Annotated in this window: 20 protein-coding genes and 3 tRNA genes; 17 read left to right on the forward strand and 6 right to left on the reverse strand. The window is 34.9% G+C overall.

Going from position 1 to position 17,843, the window contains the following annotated elements:
* The first annotated feature begins 171 nt into the window (after positions 1-171).
* From HNQ94_RS00450 to HNQ94_RS00510, 14 genes are all read left to right on the forward strand, one after another.
* Positions 172-699 carry a hypothetical protein gene (locus tag HNQ94_RS00450; protein ID WP_174496283.1) on the forward strand — a complete coding sequence of 176 codons (528 nt, stop codon included), beginning with the start codon at positions 172-174 and terminating at the stop codon, positions 697-699.
* A gap of 95 nt (positions 700-794) precedes the next feature.
* Positions 795-1,379: a hypothetical protein gene (locus HNQ94_RS00455; RefSeq protein ID WP_174496284.1), complete on the forward strand. Its 585-nt coding sequence runs from the start codon at positions 795-797 to the stop codon at positions 1,377-1,379.
* Positions 1,380-1,398: 19 nt separating this feature from the next.
* The gene (locus tag HNQ94_RS00460; protein WP_174496285.1) at positions 1,399-1,650 is read left to right on the forward strand and encodes a YxzC family protein; all 252 of its coding nucleotides are present in this window, start codon (positions 1,399-1,401) and stop codon (positions 1,648-1,650) included.
* A 9-nt stretch (positions 1,651-1,659) separates the two neighbouring features.
* Positions 1,660-2,151: a hypothetical protein gene (locus tag HNQ94_RS00465; protein ID WP_174496286.1), complete on the forward strand. Its 492-nt coding sequence runs from the start codon at positions 1,660-1,662 to the stop codon at positions 2,149-2,151.
* 145 nt (positions 2,152-2,296) lie between these two features.
* A complete protein-coding gene (locus HNQ94_RS00470; RefSeq protein ID WP_174496287.1) occupies positions 2,297-3,001 on the forward strand; it encodes a hypothetical protein in 705 nt (234 codons plus the stop codon).
* A gap of 191 nt (positions 3,002-3,192) precedes the next feature.
* Positions 3,193-3,513, forward strand: coding sequence for a hypothetical protein (locus HNQ94_RS00475; RefSeq protein ID WP_174496288.1), 321 nt, complete (start codon positions 3,193-3,195; stop codon positions 3,511-3,513).
* Positions 3,514-3,654: 141 nt separating this feature from the next.
* Positions 3,655-3,837 (forward strand): hypothetical protein, encoded by a 183-nt coding sequence (locus tag HNQ94_RS00480; RefSeq protein WP_174496289.1) that lies wholly within the window; start codon positions 3,655-3,657, stop codon positions 3,835-3,837.
* Between the two features lie 334 nt (positions 3,838-4,171).
* A complete protein-coding gene (locus HNQ94_RS00485) occupies positions 4,172-4,363 on the forward strand; it encodes a hypothetical protein (RefSeq protein WP_174496290.1) in 192 nt (63 codons plus the stop codon).
* A 190-nt stretch (positions 4,364-4,553) separates the two neighbouring features.
* Entirely contained in the window at positions 4,554-4,685 is a 132-nt protein-coding gene (locus tag HNQ94_RS19500; RefSeq protein ID WP_260400873.1) for a hypothetical protein, read from the forward strand.
* Positions 4,686-4,835: 150 nt separating this feature from the next.
* Positions 4,836-4,917 (forward strand) — tRNA-Tyr (locus HNQ94_RS00490).
* 7 nt (positions 4,918-4,924) lie between these two features.
* A tRNA-Gly gene (locus HNQ94_RS00495) sits at positions 4,925-4,999 on the forward strand.
* A 7-nt stretch (positions 5,000-5,006) separates the two neighbouring features.
* Positions 5,007-5,077, forward strand: a tRNA-Cys gene (locus tag HNQ94_RS00500).
* A 422-nt stretch (positions 5,078-5,499) separates the two neighbouring features.
* Entirely contained in the window at positions 5,500-6,603 is a 1,104-nt protein-coding gene (locus tag HNQ94_RS00505) for a hypothetical protein (RefSeq protein ID WP_174496291.1), read from the forward strand.
* Positions 6,604-6,631: 28 nt separating this feature from the next.
* Complete coding sequence (locus tag HNQ94_RS00510; RefSeq protein ID WP_174496292.1) at positions 6,632-7,753, forward strand: hypothetical protein; 1,122 nt, start codon at positions 6,632-6,634, stop codon at positions 7,751-7,753.
* A gap of 113 nt (positions 7,754-7,866) precedes the next feature.
* Here HNQ94_RS00510 and HNQ94_RS00515 read toward each other — a convergent pair whose 3' ends face one another.
* Positions 7,867-8,820, reverse strand: a complete 954-nt coding sequence (locus HNQ94_RS00515; RefSeq protein ID WP_174496293.1) for an aldolase catalytic domain-containing protein — start codon at positions 8,818-8,820, stop codon at positions 7,867-7,869.
* A 204-nt stretch (positions 8,821-9,024) separates the two neighbouring features.
* Here HNQ94_RS00515 and HNQ94_RS00520 point away from each other — a divergent pair, with 204 nt between their 5' ends.
* Positions 9,025-9,426 (forward strand): sigma-70 family RNA polymerase sigma factor, encoded by a 402-nt coding sequence (locus HNQ94_RS00520; protein ID WP_246199994.1) that lies wholly within the window; start codon positions 9,025-9,027, stop codon positions 9,424-9,426.
* A gap of 115 nt (positions 9,427-9,541) precedes the next feature.
* A complete protein-coding gene (locus tag HNQ94_RS00525) occupies positions 9,542-10,192 on the forward strand; it encodes an SDR family oxidoreductase (protein WP_174496294.1) in 651 nt (216 codons plus the stop codon).
* 52 nt (positions 10,193-10,244) lie between these two features.
* Here the strand turns inward: HNQ94_RS00525 and vanT are convergent, their stop codons facing one another.
* From vanT to vanR, 5 genes are all read right to left on the reverse strand, one after another.
* On the reverse strand, positions 10,245-12,380 hold the full coding sequence (gene vanT, locus HNQ94_RS00530) for a serine racemase VanT catalytic subunit (RefSeq protein ID WP_174496295.1): 2,136 nt from the start codon (positions 12,378-12,380) through the stop codon (positions 10,245-10,247).
* Between the two features lie 4 nt (positions 12,381-12,384).
* Complete coding sequence (locus HNQ94_RS00535; RefSeq protein WP_174496296.1) at positions 12,385-13,140, reverse strand: M15 family metallopeptidase; 756 nt, start codon at positions 13,138-13,140, stop codon at positions 12,385-12,387.
* Positions 13,137-14,192, reverse strand: coding sequence for a D-alanine--D-serine ligase VanG (vanG, locus tag HNQ94_RS00540; protein ID WP_174496297.1), 1,056 nt, complete (start codon positions 14,190-14,192; stop codon positions 13,137-13,139). The genes HNQ94_RS00535 and vanG overlap by 4 nt, the downstream gene beginning before the upstream one ends.
* 147 nt (positions 14,193-14,339) lie before the next feature.
* Entirely contained in the window at positions 14,340-15,443 is a 1,104-nt protein-coding gene (locus HNQ94_RS19780) for a sensor histidine kinase (RefSeq protein ID WP_376697718.1), read from the reverse strand.
* Positions 15,436-16,140 carry a VanR-ABDEGLN family response regulator transcription factor gene (vanR, locus tag HNQ94_RS00550; protein ID WP_174496298.1) on the reverse strand — a complete coding sequence of 235 codons (705 nt, stop codon included), beginning with the start codon at positions 16,138-16,140 and terminating at the stop codon, positions 15,436-15,438. Before vanR ends, HNQ94_RS19780 begins: the two co-directional genes overlap by 8 nt.
* A gap of 367 nt (positions 16,141-16,507) precedes the next feature.
* Here vanR and HNQ94_RS00555 point away from each other — a divergent pair, with 367 nt between their 5' ends.
* The gene (locus HNQ94_RS00555; protein WP_174496299.1) at positions 16,508-17,827 is read left to right on the forward strand and encodes an MDR family MFS transporter; all 1,320 of its coding nucleotides are present in this window, start codon (positions 16,508-16,510) and stop codon (positions 17,825-17,827) included.
* Positions 17,828-17,843 lie beyond the last annotated feature (16 nt).

Here is a 17,843-nt window from a genome sequence, read left to right on the forward strand (position 1 = left end):
AATAAAGCCATACAAGAGGAGCTTGAAAAATATAAAGATGTAAATTGATTTTTCCTCTTCAATTAATGGGAGGGCAGTTGTTCAACAGGAAATTCTAATATGTATAGGTTTTATTAAAGAGTCGTGGAGGGGAATTATATTAAAAGGATTTTGTTTGGAACTATGTTTCTTATGATATTAGTAAGTTTTTACTTTTTTGAACAAAATCACCAGCAACTACCTGAAGCTAAAGATGTATTAAAAGGTGTTGAAGATTGGTCTAAACCTGTTAATATTTTGACCATTGAAAAGATTGATGGAGAATGGATAACTTTTTTTAGGGATAGTGGACAGTTGTATGTAGGGTTCTTAAAGCAAAACTGGTTAGGTCAATGGAGCCTTAATGAAAGAGGTGAAACAGGAGGAATAATTGGTGAAGTGTCATTTCAACACAATCCCGAAGAAAAAAATGGTATCGTTTGGGGAGTTTCTAGTCTAACAAAAGGAAATGAACCACTCTTTAGTATTTATTACGGGATGATTTCTAACTCGGTAGTAGATAAGATTACTTTATCAGTTGACAACGAAGAACCTAAAAACGTTCCGCTTATCGAATCTAATGGAGAACGTTTCTTCTTTATAAAAAAGTATGGTGGGGTAACAGCTCCATATAAGTTTCAAGCGTTCTCTGAAGGAAAGCTCATTGCTCATGAAAATTAGCTTTTGTTATTTTTATTGCAGCAACGGGGTTGTTGAATAATTATAAAAATAGACAAAATTAGCAATAGAAACACTCTAATCGGAGGACCAACTTTATGACTAATAACTTCTTTCAAAAAATTATTACAAACACTGAAATTGTCAATACACTTTCAGAATACTATGATTTTGAAATAGTCGACCATACTACAAATACGAATGATTACTTTTTTAAAGCTGATCAGGAAATTAATGTAATAGCAAAAGATGCTTCAGGTGGTGTTTTTGCTTTGATTCACTCTGGATATTCTGATATATTCCCTGTTGTATATATTAGTTCCGAAGGCCAAGCTGGGAAAGTTGGGAGAAGCTTAGAGGAATTCCTTACAATAATGATGGTCTGTCCTTATTGGAGAGATTTACTGAAGTTCTCTGATGAAGGGCAATTGTCTGAAATGATAAAGGCTCAACCATTTTTAATAGAAGACACCTTAGAAGATTTCCCAGAAATCATGAGCGTTAAAGAATATGTTTTATCAATACTATCTTTAAATGAGGTGAATAACCCTGTTGAATTGCTACACAAATCAATGGTTTCGGAACCTCATGTTAGCATTTATTCGCTTGAAGATGAAAAATTTGAGTCTCTATTTAATTCTTTTGTTGTCACAGATAATCCATTATGGAAAAGCAAAATGTAATATGCTAGGCGGTGTGTGAATGAATGAACCAAATATGTCCGAAATCATTAAGAGGTTGGAAAAAGTTCTTTCGGGTGAATTAAAAAGAGAAGATATATCAGATTGGGCTTCTCTTTACGTAATGGATGATGAACCGAATGTTGATGACGAAAATGTTTGGGAAATGTTAAAGATAATGAGTGGTATAGATATTTTAGATTCACCTACAACCTATCTTTATAACCAAGAAGATATAAAGCAATGGATAGAAAAAGCAAAGGATTCGTTGTGAAGTTAAAGGGTGGCTGATATTGATTCAGGTAGTTGTCGATCGTTCGTGGTTGGGACTATCATCGTATTTTTGGGGGGATTTGTTGAGAACTTTTTTTTATTATTGACACTAATTTTGCTTACTGTATCTGGGTGTTCAAATGCCAATACAGGTTCTTCTGAATGGAGAATAGTCCATATGCAATCAGGAATGGGGTCTATAAATGATACAGCTTCAAATGATAAGCAGAAATTTAGTTATGACATTACAATAAGTGGTAAAGAGGCTACGGAAATTCAAATGGAAACAATGGAAATTGTTCTTACTGACTGGATCAAGCATAGACAACTGAAAAGCGAAATTACAAATTTAACTTTTGACAGTGAAAGTTTTATGGTTAAAGGTTGTGTCAATTTCGATACCAAAGGGTTGTCCAAAAAGGAAATTGCTGAACAGTTGCCATTCATTAAGGGTGTATACTTAGTAACGGAAACGGGAGATGAAATTTTTATAAGAACCTGAGTGCTACAGTTGAAAAAAGTTTATTAGATTATCAAACTAATGCTCTTTTTTGTTGAAGATTGTACTAAAGAAGCAGGAGTGTGAAAGAAGAAAATAAATAACTGTTCATATTGCAATGTTTGTTCGGTAGAGAGGAGGAAACTACTTGCAACAAAGAATTTCATTATTAGTCATTTTTCTAATTACTTTATTATTTATATCTGCGTGCGGTAAAAACACGGGGGACAATGGAGAATATCCATACGGACACTATAAAGATGATGAAATGATAGGAACTGTATGGGAAGTTAATAAAAACGAAAACAGTATTGTTGTTGACATTTCTGAATGGGAAAAGAGAGATAGAAAGGGTCCTGATATGACAGATGAAGGATACACCTATACTGCTAAATTAACAAAAGAAACCCTTATTGAACGAGAAGATGGAACATTAGCATCTATCGATGAAATAAAAAAGGGGCAAAAAGTGTTGGTCAACCCACCAAGAGGTAATGATTTCAAAGGGATAGCCAATGAAATTATCTTGTTAGAAATGTCTTACGAAGAAAAATATGCTCGCCTTCTTTCGCATATAGATGGGTTTAATATTGTCGTCATGTATAAGGATGGGAAGACATTACCTACGGAGATACAAGAATCGGTCTATGAAAATGTAATGAATATATTGGAGGGTACAGAACATAGAGCCGTAGCTGCATGGGTACCATATGATGAAAATTATGTTTTAGATTACAAAGAAGCATTAGATATCGAACAATTCCCAGTAGTGCTTGTGTTTAATCAGGAAGAACTTCTTTTTAAAGCCTACAATGTTGATGATTTATATGATTTCTTTAAAAACTTTAATTGAAAAATGTCTTCAATTAAAGGGGAATATAGTGATACAAGGGGATCGTCAAAAAGACGGTCTTTTTATTTTGTTTTTTTCACAAGGATAATTGGAATTATATGTTAAAATAGTTACTATCAATTGTAGCTATTATACTATCGAAGCAGGTTTGTTGTTTAAGGAAAAGAGAAAAAAACAAAGGGGTATAATAAATGTTTGATGTCGTTTGGCTTAACATTGGTAGTCTCGCTCTTGGACTGATTGCTTGGATACTTCCTGTTATTAACCTCATAAGTGGTAATAAGCAGGAAAATAAGATATGGATAACTCTTTTATTTATTAGCCTAAGTGCTTGTGCTAGTTCAATATTTTTTCAAATCTTTTATCATTATCATTTAGTAAAGATTGAGGATTGGTCTGCTCTTATGGACACAATTGGTTCGGTCACGTTCGTTTCAGCAGTTCTTCTTATCGTTACAATTATATTAAATGTAATTACTTTAGTAGTATATCATCGGAAAGCGGTAAGATAGGATGTCCGCTAATAGAAGCACTTTCCTCTTATTGCGTTAACGGGAGCCTATTTTGAATAGGGTATTGCATCCCTTGTTCTACTAATGAAGCAAATTAGTTCAACAACGAATGTAGTCAATTTTCCTATTTTAGGGGGGATTTTGTATACATTAAAAATTTTACTAAATTGGATTTTGGGTTTAATAGTTACAGCAATAATAATGGCTTCTTTGTCTGATGAAAAAGTAGATTGGGAACTTGTTGTTACTTTGAGTATAGCAGGTTTTATAGGTGTGTTTATTTCATCAGTTATAAAGAAAGCTTTGAGAAAAGAAGAAGATTAATAATAAACAATAGTAATTGTTTTACATAGGAGTAAGGGAACAAGGTTCTGTATACCGTCAATAAAGGAGGTTTAAAGAAATAATGGGATAAAGCAAATAGTACGCCTTTGGATGTTCATTATGCTGGGTATGGTGTGCTTTGAATTTTTAATGTTTATTTGGCAAGGTGAAGCCATTGCGTGGCTAGATATTTTCAAAAGAAGCATATTTATTTCAATAGCTGTATTGCTTGGTGTGAGTATTAATTATATTCAAAAAAGGAATAACCACTGAATGCTAGAAGAGTTGAAGAAGATTTTTTAATGACAGCATTTATATTTTAGGGGTGAAGAAGGTGTCTAAAGATAAATTGACAGGTTTATATATTTTATGGATTTTAGTCTTAATTATTGAACTAGGATGGCTATTAGCTGTAGCAACAAGCACATATGATACAGGTATCCTAGCTTTTATCATAACTTTAATTGCAGTGACGATTGCAATTGGGGCAGCTGGTCTAATTTTATTAAGTAAATATATCGATTAACTAGAATAGTATTAAGCTAGCGAAAGCATTAGTTTAAGAAGCCGAAAATACTAAAGTGAAATTTCCATAAAATTGTATGCGTTAAATATCAACATTAAACTTTTCAGAGCCAATAAAAGTAAGCACATATTTTCACCTTCCTGCATATATAAGTCTTTGGTGAGAAAAAAATGAGGAAGGAAGATGAACAGTGAATTACATCGAGATGAATACAACAAACAGTAATGAGGACAATGTGGTGAAGGAAAATAAAATTCTTGAAGTAAACTTATCCGCGCAAACAGATCATTTATATGCAGTTGTTACTCCTGTTAAAAAATAACGTAAAACTCCATATAGTTTATAAAACCACCTCTGTAAACTTACATACAAGAGGTGGTTTGTTAATTATAAGAATCCAGGTTAATTAACTTTATTGAAAGATTCACAATCATGTTTTTAGCTGCATAGGGTAAGATTGTAAGGCATTATTGGAGGGATAGCGAAGTGGTCAAACGCGGCGGACTGTAAATCCGTTCCCTTTGGGTTCGAAGGTTCGAATCCTTCTCCCTCCATTTATCTGCGGAAGTAGTTCAGTGGTAGAACACCACCTTGCCAAGGTGGGGGTCGCGGGTTCGAATCCCGTCTTCCGCTCCATACATATGGCGGCATAGCCAAGTGGTAAGGCAGAGGTCTGCAAAACCTTTATCACCGGTTCGAATCCGGTTGCCGCCTTACATATATTTTTTTGTGAGAAATGTTGTACAAGCACGACTAAAGTGGTCGTGAAGAACTATTGGGTTTGTCTCAACTATAAATAATACCAACATAATTTTTTAAGCTAAAAATAATAAAGACTCATAAACGTTAAATATTAATGTTTATGAGTCTTTTATTTTACAGGATATGAAAAAAAGTAATTTTAAACTCAATTTTACTGACAATTTCTTTATGGAAGTTTTAATCTAATGCATTTTGGAATTTCGATGATATTGTTCCACTTTTCTAATGTAAGTTATGTTAGAATAGCATTAATTGTCAAATTAACCCAACGTTTAGCTGGGATATAGGGGGATTGGTTGAAAAGGATATTCCAAATCTATATAAAACATTAAGTGACTCAATTTTAATGAGAATAATATGGTTGGAGGAGAAAGATGCGCAAAAATAAAAAAATACGAAGATCCTTTATTTTAATATGGATGATGGTATCAATAATCTTATCTGGTTGTGCGAATAGTTCAACCCAGGAAGAAGTCGAAAAAAATAATAATGGAAAAGAACCTGAACAGGTTGATGATAATGCACTTGATAATAAGGAAAACAATAGTAATGAAGTTGAACAAACACAAGAAGATACAGAACCTGACCCTACATTAATACATGTTGGTACATATGAACGTATGGGAGATAAACCGATTCCATTTAAAGATTTTTCCATTTCACAAACTAGTAAAGATGTCTATGTTTATGATTTAGAAGATTCCCAGTCATACGCTGTTATCGTTGATAAACAAACTTTTTCAGATCCTATCCAAAATAAAGCGTTAGGTCAGTTAGTAGAAAATAAGTCTATTAAAACGGAAGAAGGCGAGTTAACTTTACTCTCGTTAAGTGCTTCTGGCATAGAAAAGGAAGAGGCCTTTGATATTCCTAATCATGATGACAAAAATATAAAGACTGAAAATACATATTCCTCAGACGGAATCTCTAGATTATATATGAAAGATGAAGGAAAAGAGGGTATTGAAATAGTAAGCTTACTATCTCCTGCTGACAAGATCACAGTACCTGGAAAAGGTTATGAGATAAGTAAATTTAATGGCTTTTATAATACTTATAAAATGAAATATGTTGATTTAGTAAATAAACGTATCGTTTCCTATTGGCAAGAAACCAAATCAGGAAATACGACTGCTTTCATTCAATTGTTTGATTTAGATACTGGAGAGCCAGTGTGGGATGTAGAAGGAAAGCGGTTGACAGTATCTTTAAAAGATCTATACGACCCAGTTTTCCACGTTGACGAAAATGGAACGTTAACGGCAGCTGGCATGGGGCAATATTCAAAAGACACGCTTAGTGTTATCCAGTTAGATAAAGATTTAAATCAAGTATTTTATGATAAAACGTCATTAGATATTAAAGAAGCTGATGAAATTCAATTTAGTAAGGATGGAACCATAAATATTTACTATTCACCACTTTATAAAGAAAAAGAGTATTTGAGTTTAGTTCAAATGAAAATAGGATTACCTTAAGGCTAATCTAACTTACAGGGGGTATTTGGTGAAAAAAATTAATTTACTTTTTTTTCTTATTATGTTTATTCTTCTTGCTGCTTGTAGTGAGAAGGCGGAAGGAACAATTGAAAATCAAGAGAAAAAAGAAGACTATACACAAAGTGAAGAAAATTTAGAAGACGATGCTTCTGCTGAACAAGAAGCTGAAACAAACGATAACGAAGCACCGAAAGAAGAAGAGAATCAAGAAGAGAAGGAAGAAAATAATACTATTTCCTTTGAAGATATAGACTTAAAAAATGGTGTGGAATTAAAGAATGCAATCATAGAAGGTAGTACTTCCATTATACTAGGAGCTAGTGAAAATCATATTTTACTTCAAACAATGGCAGAGGGTTTGTACTTATATAATATAAAAGAAGAGAAAACGATTCCTATTGCTAACGGAGTGAAACATGCAACGATTACTGAAGATGATCAATACGTATTTTATGTGAAAGAAAATGTGGCGGATGACATTGTTCATTATTATGATATCCAACTAAACTTAGATCAAGGACCTTTAACAGAGCCGCACTCTGACGGAGGAATTATTCGAAATGTAACGTATTTAAATGGGGCTTTTTACTATTCTTATCCTTTACTAGAAAACGATACGCATGTAAGTGAGTTAAAAGTTTTGAAAAAATATACATCGACCTTTGTCATTAAACCAGAGGATGAGAAAATTTCAGAAACAAGTAGGGCTTTTGCTGCTAATGATCATGCTTTTTATTATTATTCACCACAGAATAAAAGTATAAATAAAGTTCATTTAAGTGGTGACAATCAAGAATTAGGAAAAGTTGAAGCGGAGTTTGATGATGCAGAGGTATTAGCTGTTAATAATAAAGAGGAGTGGGTGATTTTAGACTTTATTCCTCCTGAATCAAAACTAGTAACCTCTTATGGGGAAATTGAGGATGTTACCTGGGTTCGAGATGTACAATGGATATATGATAATTACTTATTGGTCATATCATCAGGTTTAGATGATAAGCTAATTTTAATAGATCCCGAAACACAAGAGCATAAAATATTAAGCAAAAATTTTTCTAGCTTTGCAGCTATAGGAGATTCCATTTATGTACAAGGTGGATCGAAAGTTTTTAAATATTCATTAAAATAATTAGTAGTGCAAATCTAGTCTAAATCACGCTCCAAAACAATAAAACACGTGGATTCAATAATGAATTCACGTGTTTTTCTTCATGGTAATTAATTCGATATACTATTATGGTTTTACTTAATATCTTCATGCGTTTCAACAGATGATAATTTATCGTAGAATCCTAAAAAGTTGTTTTTGGCATTACTTTTTCGTATTGCAATTGCACTTCTTGGATGTTCATTGAAAAGTCCTGTTATCGCGTAAGCTGTGTTATATCCCCACTCCAATTTTTCTCTTAGTGGCAATAATCGGTTTTCTATTACACGAAGGATGGGTCTAACATCATACTTAGTGGAGTTCAAATATCCTAAAATAAGTTCGGTAGGGCAGTTTCCAGCTCCTCTTCCCATTCCAAAAATAGAAGTATCTAAAAACTCCACACCTTGTTCATAACTAAAAATTGTGTTGGAAAAAGCCATTTGTAAATTATTGTGAGTATGAATACCGAGTTTTTTGTTCGGAGCATACTTTTTAAAGGTTTCAATCAAATATTGAATATCTTTGTTGTACAGACTCCCATATGAATCAACGATATATGCCATATCGACAGGGCTTTCGTTCACTTTCTTTAAAGCCTCATTTAACCCCAATCCTAAAGAATTAGACACAGCCATAATGTTTATACTTGTTTCATATCCTAATTTGTTAAATGCCTCCACTAGATCAATAGCTTTATCGATATCTTTCAAATAGCAAGCAACTCTGATTAAATCAATTGAACTTTCCTCACAAGGTAAAATGTCATCGACTTCCACCCTACCTATATCAACAATTGCTGAGAGTTTGGTGTTTTTCTTCTCGGGGATTACCTCCCTTATAAAATCATCTTCACAAAATCGCCATGGCCCAACACCTTCTGTATCTACTAGTTTAGGTGAATTTTTATAGCCTATTTCCATGTAGTCAACACCTGCAGCATTTAGTGAGTCGTACAGATCTCTTACAAAATCCACATCGAAGTCCCAGTTATTTACTAATCCTCCGTCACGAATGGTACAATCGAGAACTTTTACATTCGTTTTCATATTTTCCTCTCAAATCCTTTCTTGAATTAACGCTTTTATCCGTTAAAGCAGTCTATAAAATGATTGTAACATAAAACGGAGTAAAATGGGTGTTAAAAAGAAAGCTTTAGATAACTATAATTTTGATTCACATAGAAATTGTTGGTTTGAATCCTAGTATCCCGCTTTATCGTCTTATAGATAACTAAAAAAGGAGGGGAAATTTTGAGTGATAAACAAGAAGGTAGAGCAACTCCTCATTCTGACATTGCCTTTTTATCCAATAATAAAGAAGATGTTATCGAAATGTTAATGAAACAGTATGGTGAAGAACTCAAACGTATCATTTTTATGTATGTGAAAAATTGGTCACAGGCAGATGATCTCATTCAAGATGTTTTTGTGACGATTTTCATAAAGCTAGATACATATAAGGGAAAATCTTCTCTTAAAAATTGGATTTATTCCATTGCTATTAATAAATGTAAGGATTACTTAAGAAGCTGGCAATATAAGAAAATGATGTTTGCTGATGTCGCTCCATCGATTAAGGTAGATGATTTTGCGATTAACTACGTGGACAAAAATACTTTGGATTCGGCGGACTTTTTGTCAGTCGTTAAGTAACTATTTTGTTCCTCTTATTTAAAACTAATCGCATATACATATAATCTGATTATTGGACATCGACTCTCCATTCCGTTTAGGATAAATATATAGCTAAAAAGAAAGGGTGGCAGTATTGAAAACTCTCGTTGTTGGAGCAAATGGACAAATCGGAAAACATTTAGTCAAATTTATTCAGAATAGTGGAAGTCATACTGCAAAAGCGATGATTCGTAGTAAAGAGCAAGCAGGCTATTTTGAAGAGTTAGGTGCAGAAACAGCAGTCGTTGATTTAGAGGGCGAAATAGAGGACATTGCAAAAGCGGCTGAAGGAGTCGATGCTATTGTTTTCACTGCCGGCTCTGGACCACACACTGGAAAAGATAAAACGATTATGGTTGATTTGGACGGAGCTGTAAAAACGATTGAAGCTGCTAAGATAGCAAATGTGAAGCGATTTATCATGGTAAGTTCATTCGATACTAGTCGTCAAGCTATTCAGTCCGCACCACCTGGCTTTGCACCTTATGTAGTAGCGAAGCACTATGCGGATGAATGGTTAAGAAGAACGGATTTAGAGTATACAATTGTTCATCCAGGTGCACTAACCAATGATGCAGGAACAGGACAAGTGGAAGCTGCAGTAGAAGTAGAAAGAGGATCGGTTCCTCGGGAGGATGTAGCAAACGTCATTTTTGGTTGTATAGGGAGTGCCACGACCATCGGGAAAGAATTCCAAGTGGTGTCAGGTCCGACTTCTATTAGGGAAGCGTTGCAAAAGATATAAGATAAGTAAATGTATGTGAGGCGCATGAATAATTCATGCGCCTACTTTATTTCTAATGTAAATATACGTAATCTAGACGTGGTCCCAATCCACTAAGAATATCATTCGTAATTGTTCCACATTGGCGTGCAATGTCTTCACAGCGTATTTGTTCGGTTCCATCTACACCTATAATCGTTACAACATCATTGTTTTTCACTTCATGAATATGGGAAACATCAATCATTAATTGGTCCATACATATTCGACCGATTATTGGGGCTGTTTTCGAATGCAATATGACGTAAGCATTGTTTTCGTAAAGGCGTCTTGGAATCCCATCTGCATAGCCAATTGTAACAGTAGCTATTTTCATTTTCGATTTAGCTGTAAATTGTCTCCCATAACTAATGACTTCTCCCGGCTGGATTTCTTTGATTAAGGCAATTCTTGCTTTTAGTGCTAACACGGGTTTTAAATGAACGTTAGCCCGTACTTTGTCATCGGCACTTAATACTCCATATAATGCGATTCCAGCACGTGCATAGTCACAAGCTAAATCAGGATAATTTAATATCCCATAACTGGCTTGGATATGTAATTTTCCTGTATCATATCCTTTTGCTTTAAGTGAATCAATCATTTGATAAAATTGCTGAATTTGTTTTTGGGTGAATTCAACATCTTCCTCTACCAAACTATCTGAAACAGATAAATGAGAGAACATCCCCTCCACTTTTAGGTTTTTACATTCGAATACTTTTTCGATTTCAGCTAGATTTTCTACATTGACGCCAAGTCTATGCATCCCAGTATCAATTTTTATATGAACTCTAACCTTTTTAGGGTATTCATTCAGAGTCCGTGCATAAGGAAAATCTACTACGGTCTGTATGAGGTTGTATTTTTCTAAACTGGCTAGTTCTTTTGGATTTGTATACCCAAGAATAAGAATATCTCCTTTAATTCCATATTGACGTAGACGTACACCTTCTGCTAGCGTAGCAATCGCGAACATTTTCAATCCAGCGCGCATTAATTCCCGTGCAATGGCTACATCCCCATGCCCGTAAGCATTCGCTTTTACAACGGGCATTAATTGACAGTGGTTAGGAAGTATTCGCTGCAGTTCCTTCGCATTATGCCTGAGTGCTGCCAGGTCAATTTCCACCCATGCTCTATTGTCTGGTGATAAATCAATCTTTCTTTTTCTCCCTTTAGGCAAAAAATACGTAACAATCCATGCAGCTAAAAAGGAGAGAAAGCTAACGGTCAAATAATGAATGAAGTTGTTGTTAATGAATAACTGTTCCTGATGAATGACCTTAGCAAAGCCACGAACGAGCACAATCATCCAGGGATGAATCAGATAGATGATTAAGGAAAGGTTGCGTAGTGTCTTGGTATTTTTCCCAGGTAATTGTAGTAAAAACAGGAATAAAAAATACATACAGGGCACAAGTAGGATGTACATACTATCGTGTCTTTGCCAAGAAAGACTATTTAGTAAAAGCCCTTCAATAAGTAGAAATACACTGGACACAACTAAACCAATGACAATGTGCTTGGTGGAAATCCTTTTATTAGATTTCGAAATCACCATTCCTAAAAGGAGATAGATAGGGACAAAAAATAGCCCGTTTCTAGTATAGTCAAACAAAGTAAAGATAACATCGTAAAAGGTAGTTAGGATATGGGTTTGTTGCACAAGTCCATAATAACTGTCCCCGAGTAGTCCCATGCCATACAATAGGATAGCTACAAGGAAAGACATAGTAAAACCAAACCTTTGAATCCCCGAGGTAACAAGTAGAACACCAAGGATCATCGCTGGTAAATACCATAGGTGATAAAACGTACCATCAAAAAGAATGTCCTTGATTAGATTTCCCCACAATAAATTTTCTTCCATATAACCTGAATAGAAATTGATAGGTAAAAAAAGGATCATGGAAATCAAGTAGATGGCACCAATTTTTAGAACAAAGCCTTTTATGTAAGCTTTGTCCCTTCTTGCAATAGATGTATATAGAAAATATCCTGTTACCATAATGAAGAATGGGACGGCAATACGACCAATAATACGAGTGAGAACAAAATCAGCTGTTTCATTCATGGTATACAATGGGGAAGTGTGAATAGCTACGACAAGAAATGCTGCTATTACACGAAATATATCTAGTGCTCCGGTATTTTTTAATTGTCCCATAAAATCACCCCCAAATTGTGAGGATAAAGCCATCAACGTTATTTCCAGATATTTGATAGTAAAGTTCATCAGGTATTTGGAGTATGATTGGATTAGCTTCTGCCTTGATGTAGCAAATTTCTATTTTTTTATTATCCGCCTGGAAACAATAGTGCTTCTCCCCGTATTTATAGTCCTTAATAAATGTGACATATTCTTCTAAACAAAGATGATGATCTTGCATGATTTGTGCATGAGGGTAGCCTACGTACCGGAAATGCCACGGTTCATGGGAGATGCCAGTAAGTGCTTCCTTGTTCTTTTGATAGCGTTCAATAAAACCATATTTTGCAGCTTGCTTTCGGAAATCTTCAGCAATACCCGAATAAGGGAAGTGGGGTCTAATGAAATCTATTTGCTCTACTTGTTCGCCTAAATCAATTGCCAAGCCTGTTTGATGTTCACTGCAATTTGGTAATGCCACATATTTTTCTGTAAATAGCTTTCCGTTTTCTAGTAAAGAAGACTGATAGATTTCTTCTTGCTCTTTTAGACTCCGGTACCCACTAACGAGCGCTATTTTATTTTTAGCAGCAATGGAATCAAGTAGCTGGCCTAAAAGGTTTGCGGTATTTTTTTCTAACAATGTTTCATTGGACCTTAATCCAATCGGTAATAAATGTTTAGTAAAATGAGAATGATTTTTAATAGCGTTGTTCTTGTTAACGAGTATTTGATAGCCTTGATGGATTCCTTCTTTAGACAAAGTTACTACACTCATTTTTCGAGACCTAATTGAATGAGCTTGTCTACAAGTGCTCCAAACTCCAATCCAATGCCTTTCATCATCGTTGGGAATCGGCTATGTTCCGTAAAGCCAGGGAAGGTGTTTACTTCATTAAACACAATTTCATTTTCTGGAGTTAGGAACATATCTACCCGTGCCAGTCCACTGCATCCTAATGCACGGTATATAGTGATTGCTGTCTCCTTCACTTTCCTCGTAAGTTCTTGATTTATTCGAGCTGGGACGTGAATTTTAGAAGTTTCTAACGTGTATTTTTCTTTATAATCGAAAAATTCCGTTGTCAATTCAATCTCATCTATTTCACCGACTGTTAAGGTTTCGTTCCCTAAAATAGCACATCCAACTTCGAAGCCCTCAATATTTTCCTCTACAATCACTTGGTCATCATAGAGAAAAGCTTCATCGACAGCGCCTTGTAGCTCTTCCTTCTGATAAACCTTTGTGATACCGTGGGATGACCCCGCTTTTACCGGCTTTACAAACAAAGGATAGGTAAGATGGTTTGTTCTCTCGACGACTTCTGATGATAGATACTTTCTAGAAAATACAACTGAAGAGGGTATTCGAATGCCAGCTAAAGATACTAATTGATGAGCTTTGTCCTTATCCATACACAATGCGGATGAGAGTGTATGACATCCTACAATCGGTATGCCAGCAAGATTAGCCATACCTTGAACAGTGCCATCCTCGCCGTATTTTCCATGTAAGATTGGAAAAATAACATCGATGATTTCTGTGTGAATGGTTCCATCCTCTTTAAATTCCATCAGTTTATTTGCATATCTGTCTGGAGAAATGACGACAGAACAACAATTTTCATAATCCTCAAACCATGTATTGGAGCGAATTTGATTGACCTCGCCATCATAACGAAGCCATTTCCCATCCTCCGTAATTCCAATCATTATTGGATCATATTTTTTCTTATCTAAGTTGGTAATAATGGCGTGAGCGGATTGTAGCGACACCTCGTATTCACTAGAATAACCACCGAATAAAATAGCAACTTTTATCTTTTCCATTTGATTTTCTCCTTGTTATTCAATTTGTGATACAAATAAAAAACACTTCCTGTTTGATACATCAATCGTACCAAGCAAGAAAGTGTTATTCTTTCGTATTACATGAAGAAAATCTCATTATTTTCTATTTAATTTCTTACAAAATTCTTACGATGGTGTTGGAAGATAAATGTTGAATTCGATATTGTCGTCAGAGCTAGAAACGGAAATGGTTCCCTTATGTATTTCCACAATTTCCTTGGCAATAGCTAGTCCTACTCCTGCTCCACCAGTATTGGTGCTTCGAGAGCTATCTAGACGGTAAAACCGCTCGAAAATACGGGTTAATTTTTCTTCTGGAATGGTGTTTCCCTTATTAGAAAATCGAATGGTTACACCTTGTTTTTCTTCGGTAATTTTAATGCTGATTGTACTGTCAGGAAAACTATAACTGACAGCATTTCGAATAATATTATCAAATACTCGCTCCATTTTGCTTACATCACATTTCATGTCAATATGGATAGGGGAGTCTAACTGGAATGTTAGATTCTTTTCTTCCATCAATGGTTGGAATTCAAATGTTATTTGTTCAAGCATTCGGGTTAAGTTCACTTGACTCGTCTCTAAGGTTAATTGACTTAAATTAAAACGAGTAATTTCAAAAAACTCATTGATTAAGTCTTCCAAACGAACAGCTTTATCTAACGAAATAGAGGTGTACTTTTGACGGAGTTCTTTTGATATGTCCAGTTCATCTCTAAGTAAGGTTAAATAGCCAATTACGGATGTAAGGGGTGTCTTTAGATCATGAGCAAGATAAACGATCAAATCATTCTTTCGTTGTTCGGCTTCCCTTGCTATTCGCTCATTTCGAATCGCTTCCTGCTTGATTTGATTCATTTGATCTTCCACTTGTTTTAACTCTCTCGGTAGTCGAATAAGCTCATCATTTTTAGACACTAAATCATTACTTGCTTCCACAATAGTATCAAAATAACGAATGATTCTTTTCCAACTAATTACTAGAATAACGATAAATCCAAGAAGCCAACATACAGAAAGAAACAAAATGGGGTGATTATTGATTGGTCGAAGCAGTAATTCATAGAAGAAATCACCGGCATACCAGGTGAATCTTGATAAAATCAAAGCAGAGATAAAAAAGGTGAAAATTAATCCAACAGTGAAAATAATGACCATAACAACGCACCTGAAAAATATGGCTCTTGTTAGGTCCTTTCCTAAATAACTTGCCTTACGATTACTCAATGGTATAGCCAACCCCCCATACCGTTTTAATAAACTTCGGATTTCTTGATTTTTCGTTCATCTTTTCCCGTAAACGACCAATATGGGCCATCACTGTGTTGTTGTTATCTATGTATTTTTCACCCCAAACAGCTTCAAAAAGCTCTTCAGATGAAACGACCTTCCCTTTGTTCTCACATAAATACCATAAGATAGAGAATTCCAGCGGTGTAAGAGGTAGTTGTTTGTTATAAAGGATACATTTGTGATTATCTTTATTGATATATAGTCCTGCAAAATCATATGTCTTAGGATCTACGTCGATGTTTTCGGTTGATTCCGTTGGATTATAGCGCTTATAACGTCTTAGTTGGGCCTTTACTCGTGCAACCATTTCTAGGGGGTTAAAAGGCTTGGTAATGTAGTCATCCGCACCAAGCGTAAGTCCGGTAATTTTATCTATATCTTCTATTTTTGCTGTTAACATAATAATAGGATAATGATATTTTTCCCTAATTCGCTGACATAAGGTAAAGCCATCTACATCTGGTAACATAATATCTAGTATGGCTAAATCAAATGTTGTAGATTGAATACAATCTAATGCTTCCTTTCCGTTAGATAATCTATGAACCGTATACCCTTCATTCGTAAGATATACCTCGATTAAACTAGCAATTTCTGTTTCATCTTCAACAATTAAAACTTTCGTACTCATTTCTTCACCTTCATTGTTAAGAGATAATTGCTACATTCTACTAAACTTCAATTGGATTATATCATAGTTTTTCTGACAAGAAATGATATTCATAAGAGACTGGTTAGTAGGCTTCTACCAAGAAGATCTACCGAATTCCTGAGGTGCTTTTTGCTGACTTTCCCGAAAAAGGTAATCGATTGACAAGCTTCATTCATCTCATTCCAAAGACTGAGTCCCAATCCTCCCATTGCACGAAGTAATATCCTGAAAAAAATTATATGATAGTAACCGACATATCAATCGGTAAGGCAACATGTTGAGAAAATTAGAAGTACTAGTTATAGCATTTGCTTTGACCCAGGATAGCGAGATGGGGGGATTTAGTGTGAAATTTAAAGATTTTCACCCAAATATTAAATTAAGAATTATATTTGGATTTTTTAGTGAAATTATTGGAAGTATGATTTTTCCGTTTATGGCGATTTATTTTGCGATACATTTCGGAGCAAAACTAACAGGAATATTATTGATTGTAAATATTATTATCGGTTCCTTAGTTGGGATTTATGGTGGTTATTTATCGGACATTATGGGCCGTAAAAAGTTAATGGTGACAGCGGAAGTAATTAGGGCAGTGTCATTAGTTGTGATGACGTTGGCGAACTCTCCCTGGTTTGAATCACCTACGATAACATTTTTAATGTTCTTGGTTGGTAGTATTTGTTGGGGAATTGAAGGTCCTGCAATGGATGCGATGTTAATTGATGTTAGTAAGCCTGAGCAACGGAAACTGATGTATGCGATCATGTATTGGTCAGCGAATCTTTCTATTGCAATAGGTGGAGCAGTTGGAGCATTCTTATTTAAAGATTACTTATTCGAATTATTTATTGGGATGACAGTGATGTCCATCATTGTTGCCGTTGTACTTATTTTGTTCATTGAAGAAAGCTATGTTCCAAAACAAACGATTAAAGAAAAGAAGATTCCATCAAGATTTCAAGCGTTTAAGGATATTGGGCAAAGCTATAAAACGGTTATGAAGGATAGGGTATTTATCCTGTTCGTTATTGCGGGGCTATTTATCCAATCCCTTGAATTTCAGCTAACAAACTACATTGCAGTTAAACTTCATGAGCACATGCCAGAACAAAATTTGTTCCAGTGGTCGATTGATGGTATCCAAATGACAGGAATTTTGAGGACAGAAAACACAGTCCTTGTTGTTCTTTTTGCAGCCATTGTGATGAAGTTAATCATGAAGTATAAAGATAAGCATGTCTATTTGACTTCTATTGTCTTGTTTACGATTGGTTATACGGCCATCAGTTATTTTGATAACATGTGGATATTACTCGTAGCGATGCTGATTGCAACGATTGGAGAACTAATGCGGGTTCCTGTCCAGCAAAGCTATCTGGCTGCTATTCCACCAGATGACAAAAGAAGTAGTTATATGGCCGTTAACGCCTTTACTTATCAAGGCTCTATGATTCTAGCTTCTCTATTTGTCACATTAGGGGCAATTCTTTCTAAGGAAATGATGAGTACGTTGCTGTTGATTACAGGAGTGATTGGTTTTGTGATCATTAATAAAATTATTCCTAGTTTAGAACAACGGGTACGAAATCAAGAAGGAGTTAAGGAAGCTGTTGAAGAAACGAAAAGTGAAAAAGGCTATGTGTTAAAAGAGCAAGTGGAGTAGATTTGAATCATTGGGG

This window comes from Salirhabdus euzebyi (genome assembly GCF_014207435.1).
Classification (GTDB): domain Bacteria; phylum Bacillota; class Bacilli; order Bacillales; family Alkalibacillaceae; genus Salirhabdus; species Salirhabdus euzebyi.

Bases quoted from the DNA above. Each gene is read 5' to 3' on its own strand.
- HNQ94_RS00450 (WP_174496283.1), top strand. From the start codon at position 172: ATGATATTAGTAAGTTTTTACTTTTTTGAACAAAATCACCAGCAACTA.
- HNQ94_RS00455 (WP_174496284.1), top strand. From the start codon at position 795: ATGACTAATAACTTCTTTCAAAAAATTATTACAAACACTGAAATTGTC.
- HNQ94_RS00460 (WP_174496285.1), top strand. From the start codon at position 1,399: ATGAATGAACCAAATATGTCCGAAATCATTAAGAGGTTGGAAAAAGTT.
- HNQ94_RS00475 (WP_174496288.1), top strand. From the start codon at position 3,193: ATGTTTGATGTCGTTTGGCTTAACATTGGTAGTCTCGCTCTTGGACTG.
- HNQ94_RS00505 (WP_174496291.1), top strand. From the start codon at position 5,500: ATGCGCAAAAATAAAAAAATACGAAGATCCTTTATTTTAATATGGATG.
- HNQ94_RS00515 (WP_174496293.1), bottom strand. From the start codon at position 8,820: ATGAAAACGAATGTAAAAGTTCTCGATTGTACCATTCGTGACGGAGGA.
- vanT (WP_174496295.1), bottom strand. From the start codon at position 12,380: ATGGGACAATTAAAAAATACCGGAGCACTAGATATATTTCGTGTAATA.
- HNQ94_RS00535 (WP_174496296.1), bottom strand. From the start codon at position 13,140: ATGAGTGTAGTAACTTTGTCTAAAGAAGGAATCCATCAAGGCTATCAA.
- vanG (WP_174496297.1), bottom strand. From the start codon at position 14,192: ATGGAAAAGATAAAAGTTGCTATTTTATTCGGTGGTTATTCTAGTGAA.
- vanR (WP_174496298.1), bottom strand. From the start codon at position 16,140: ATGAGTACGAAAGTTTTAATTGTTGAAGATGAAACAGAAATTGCTAGT.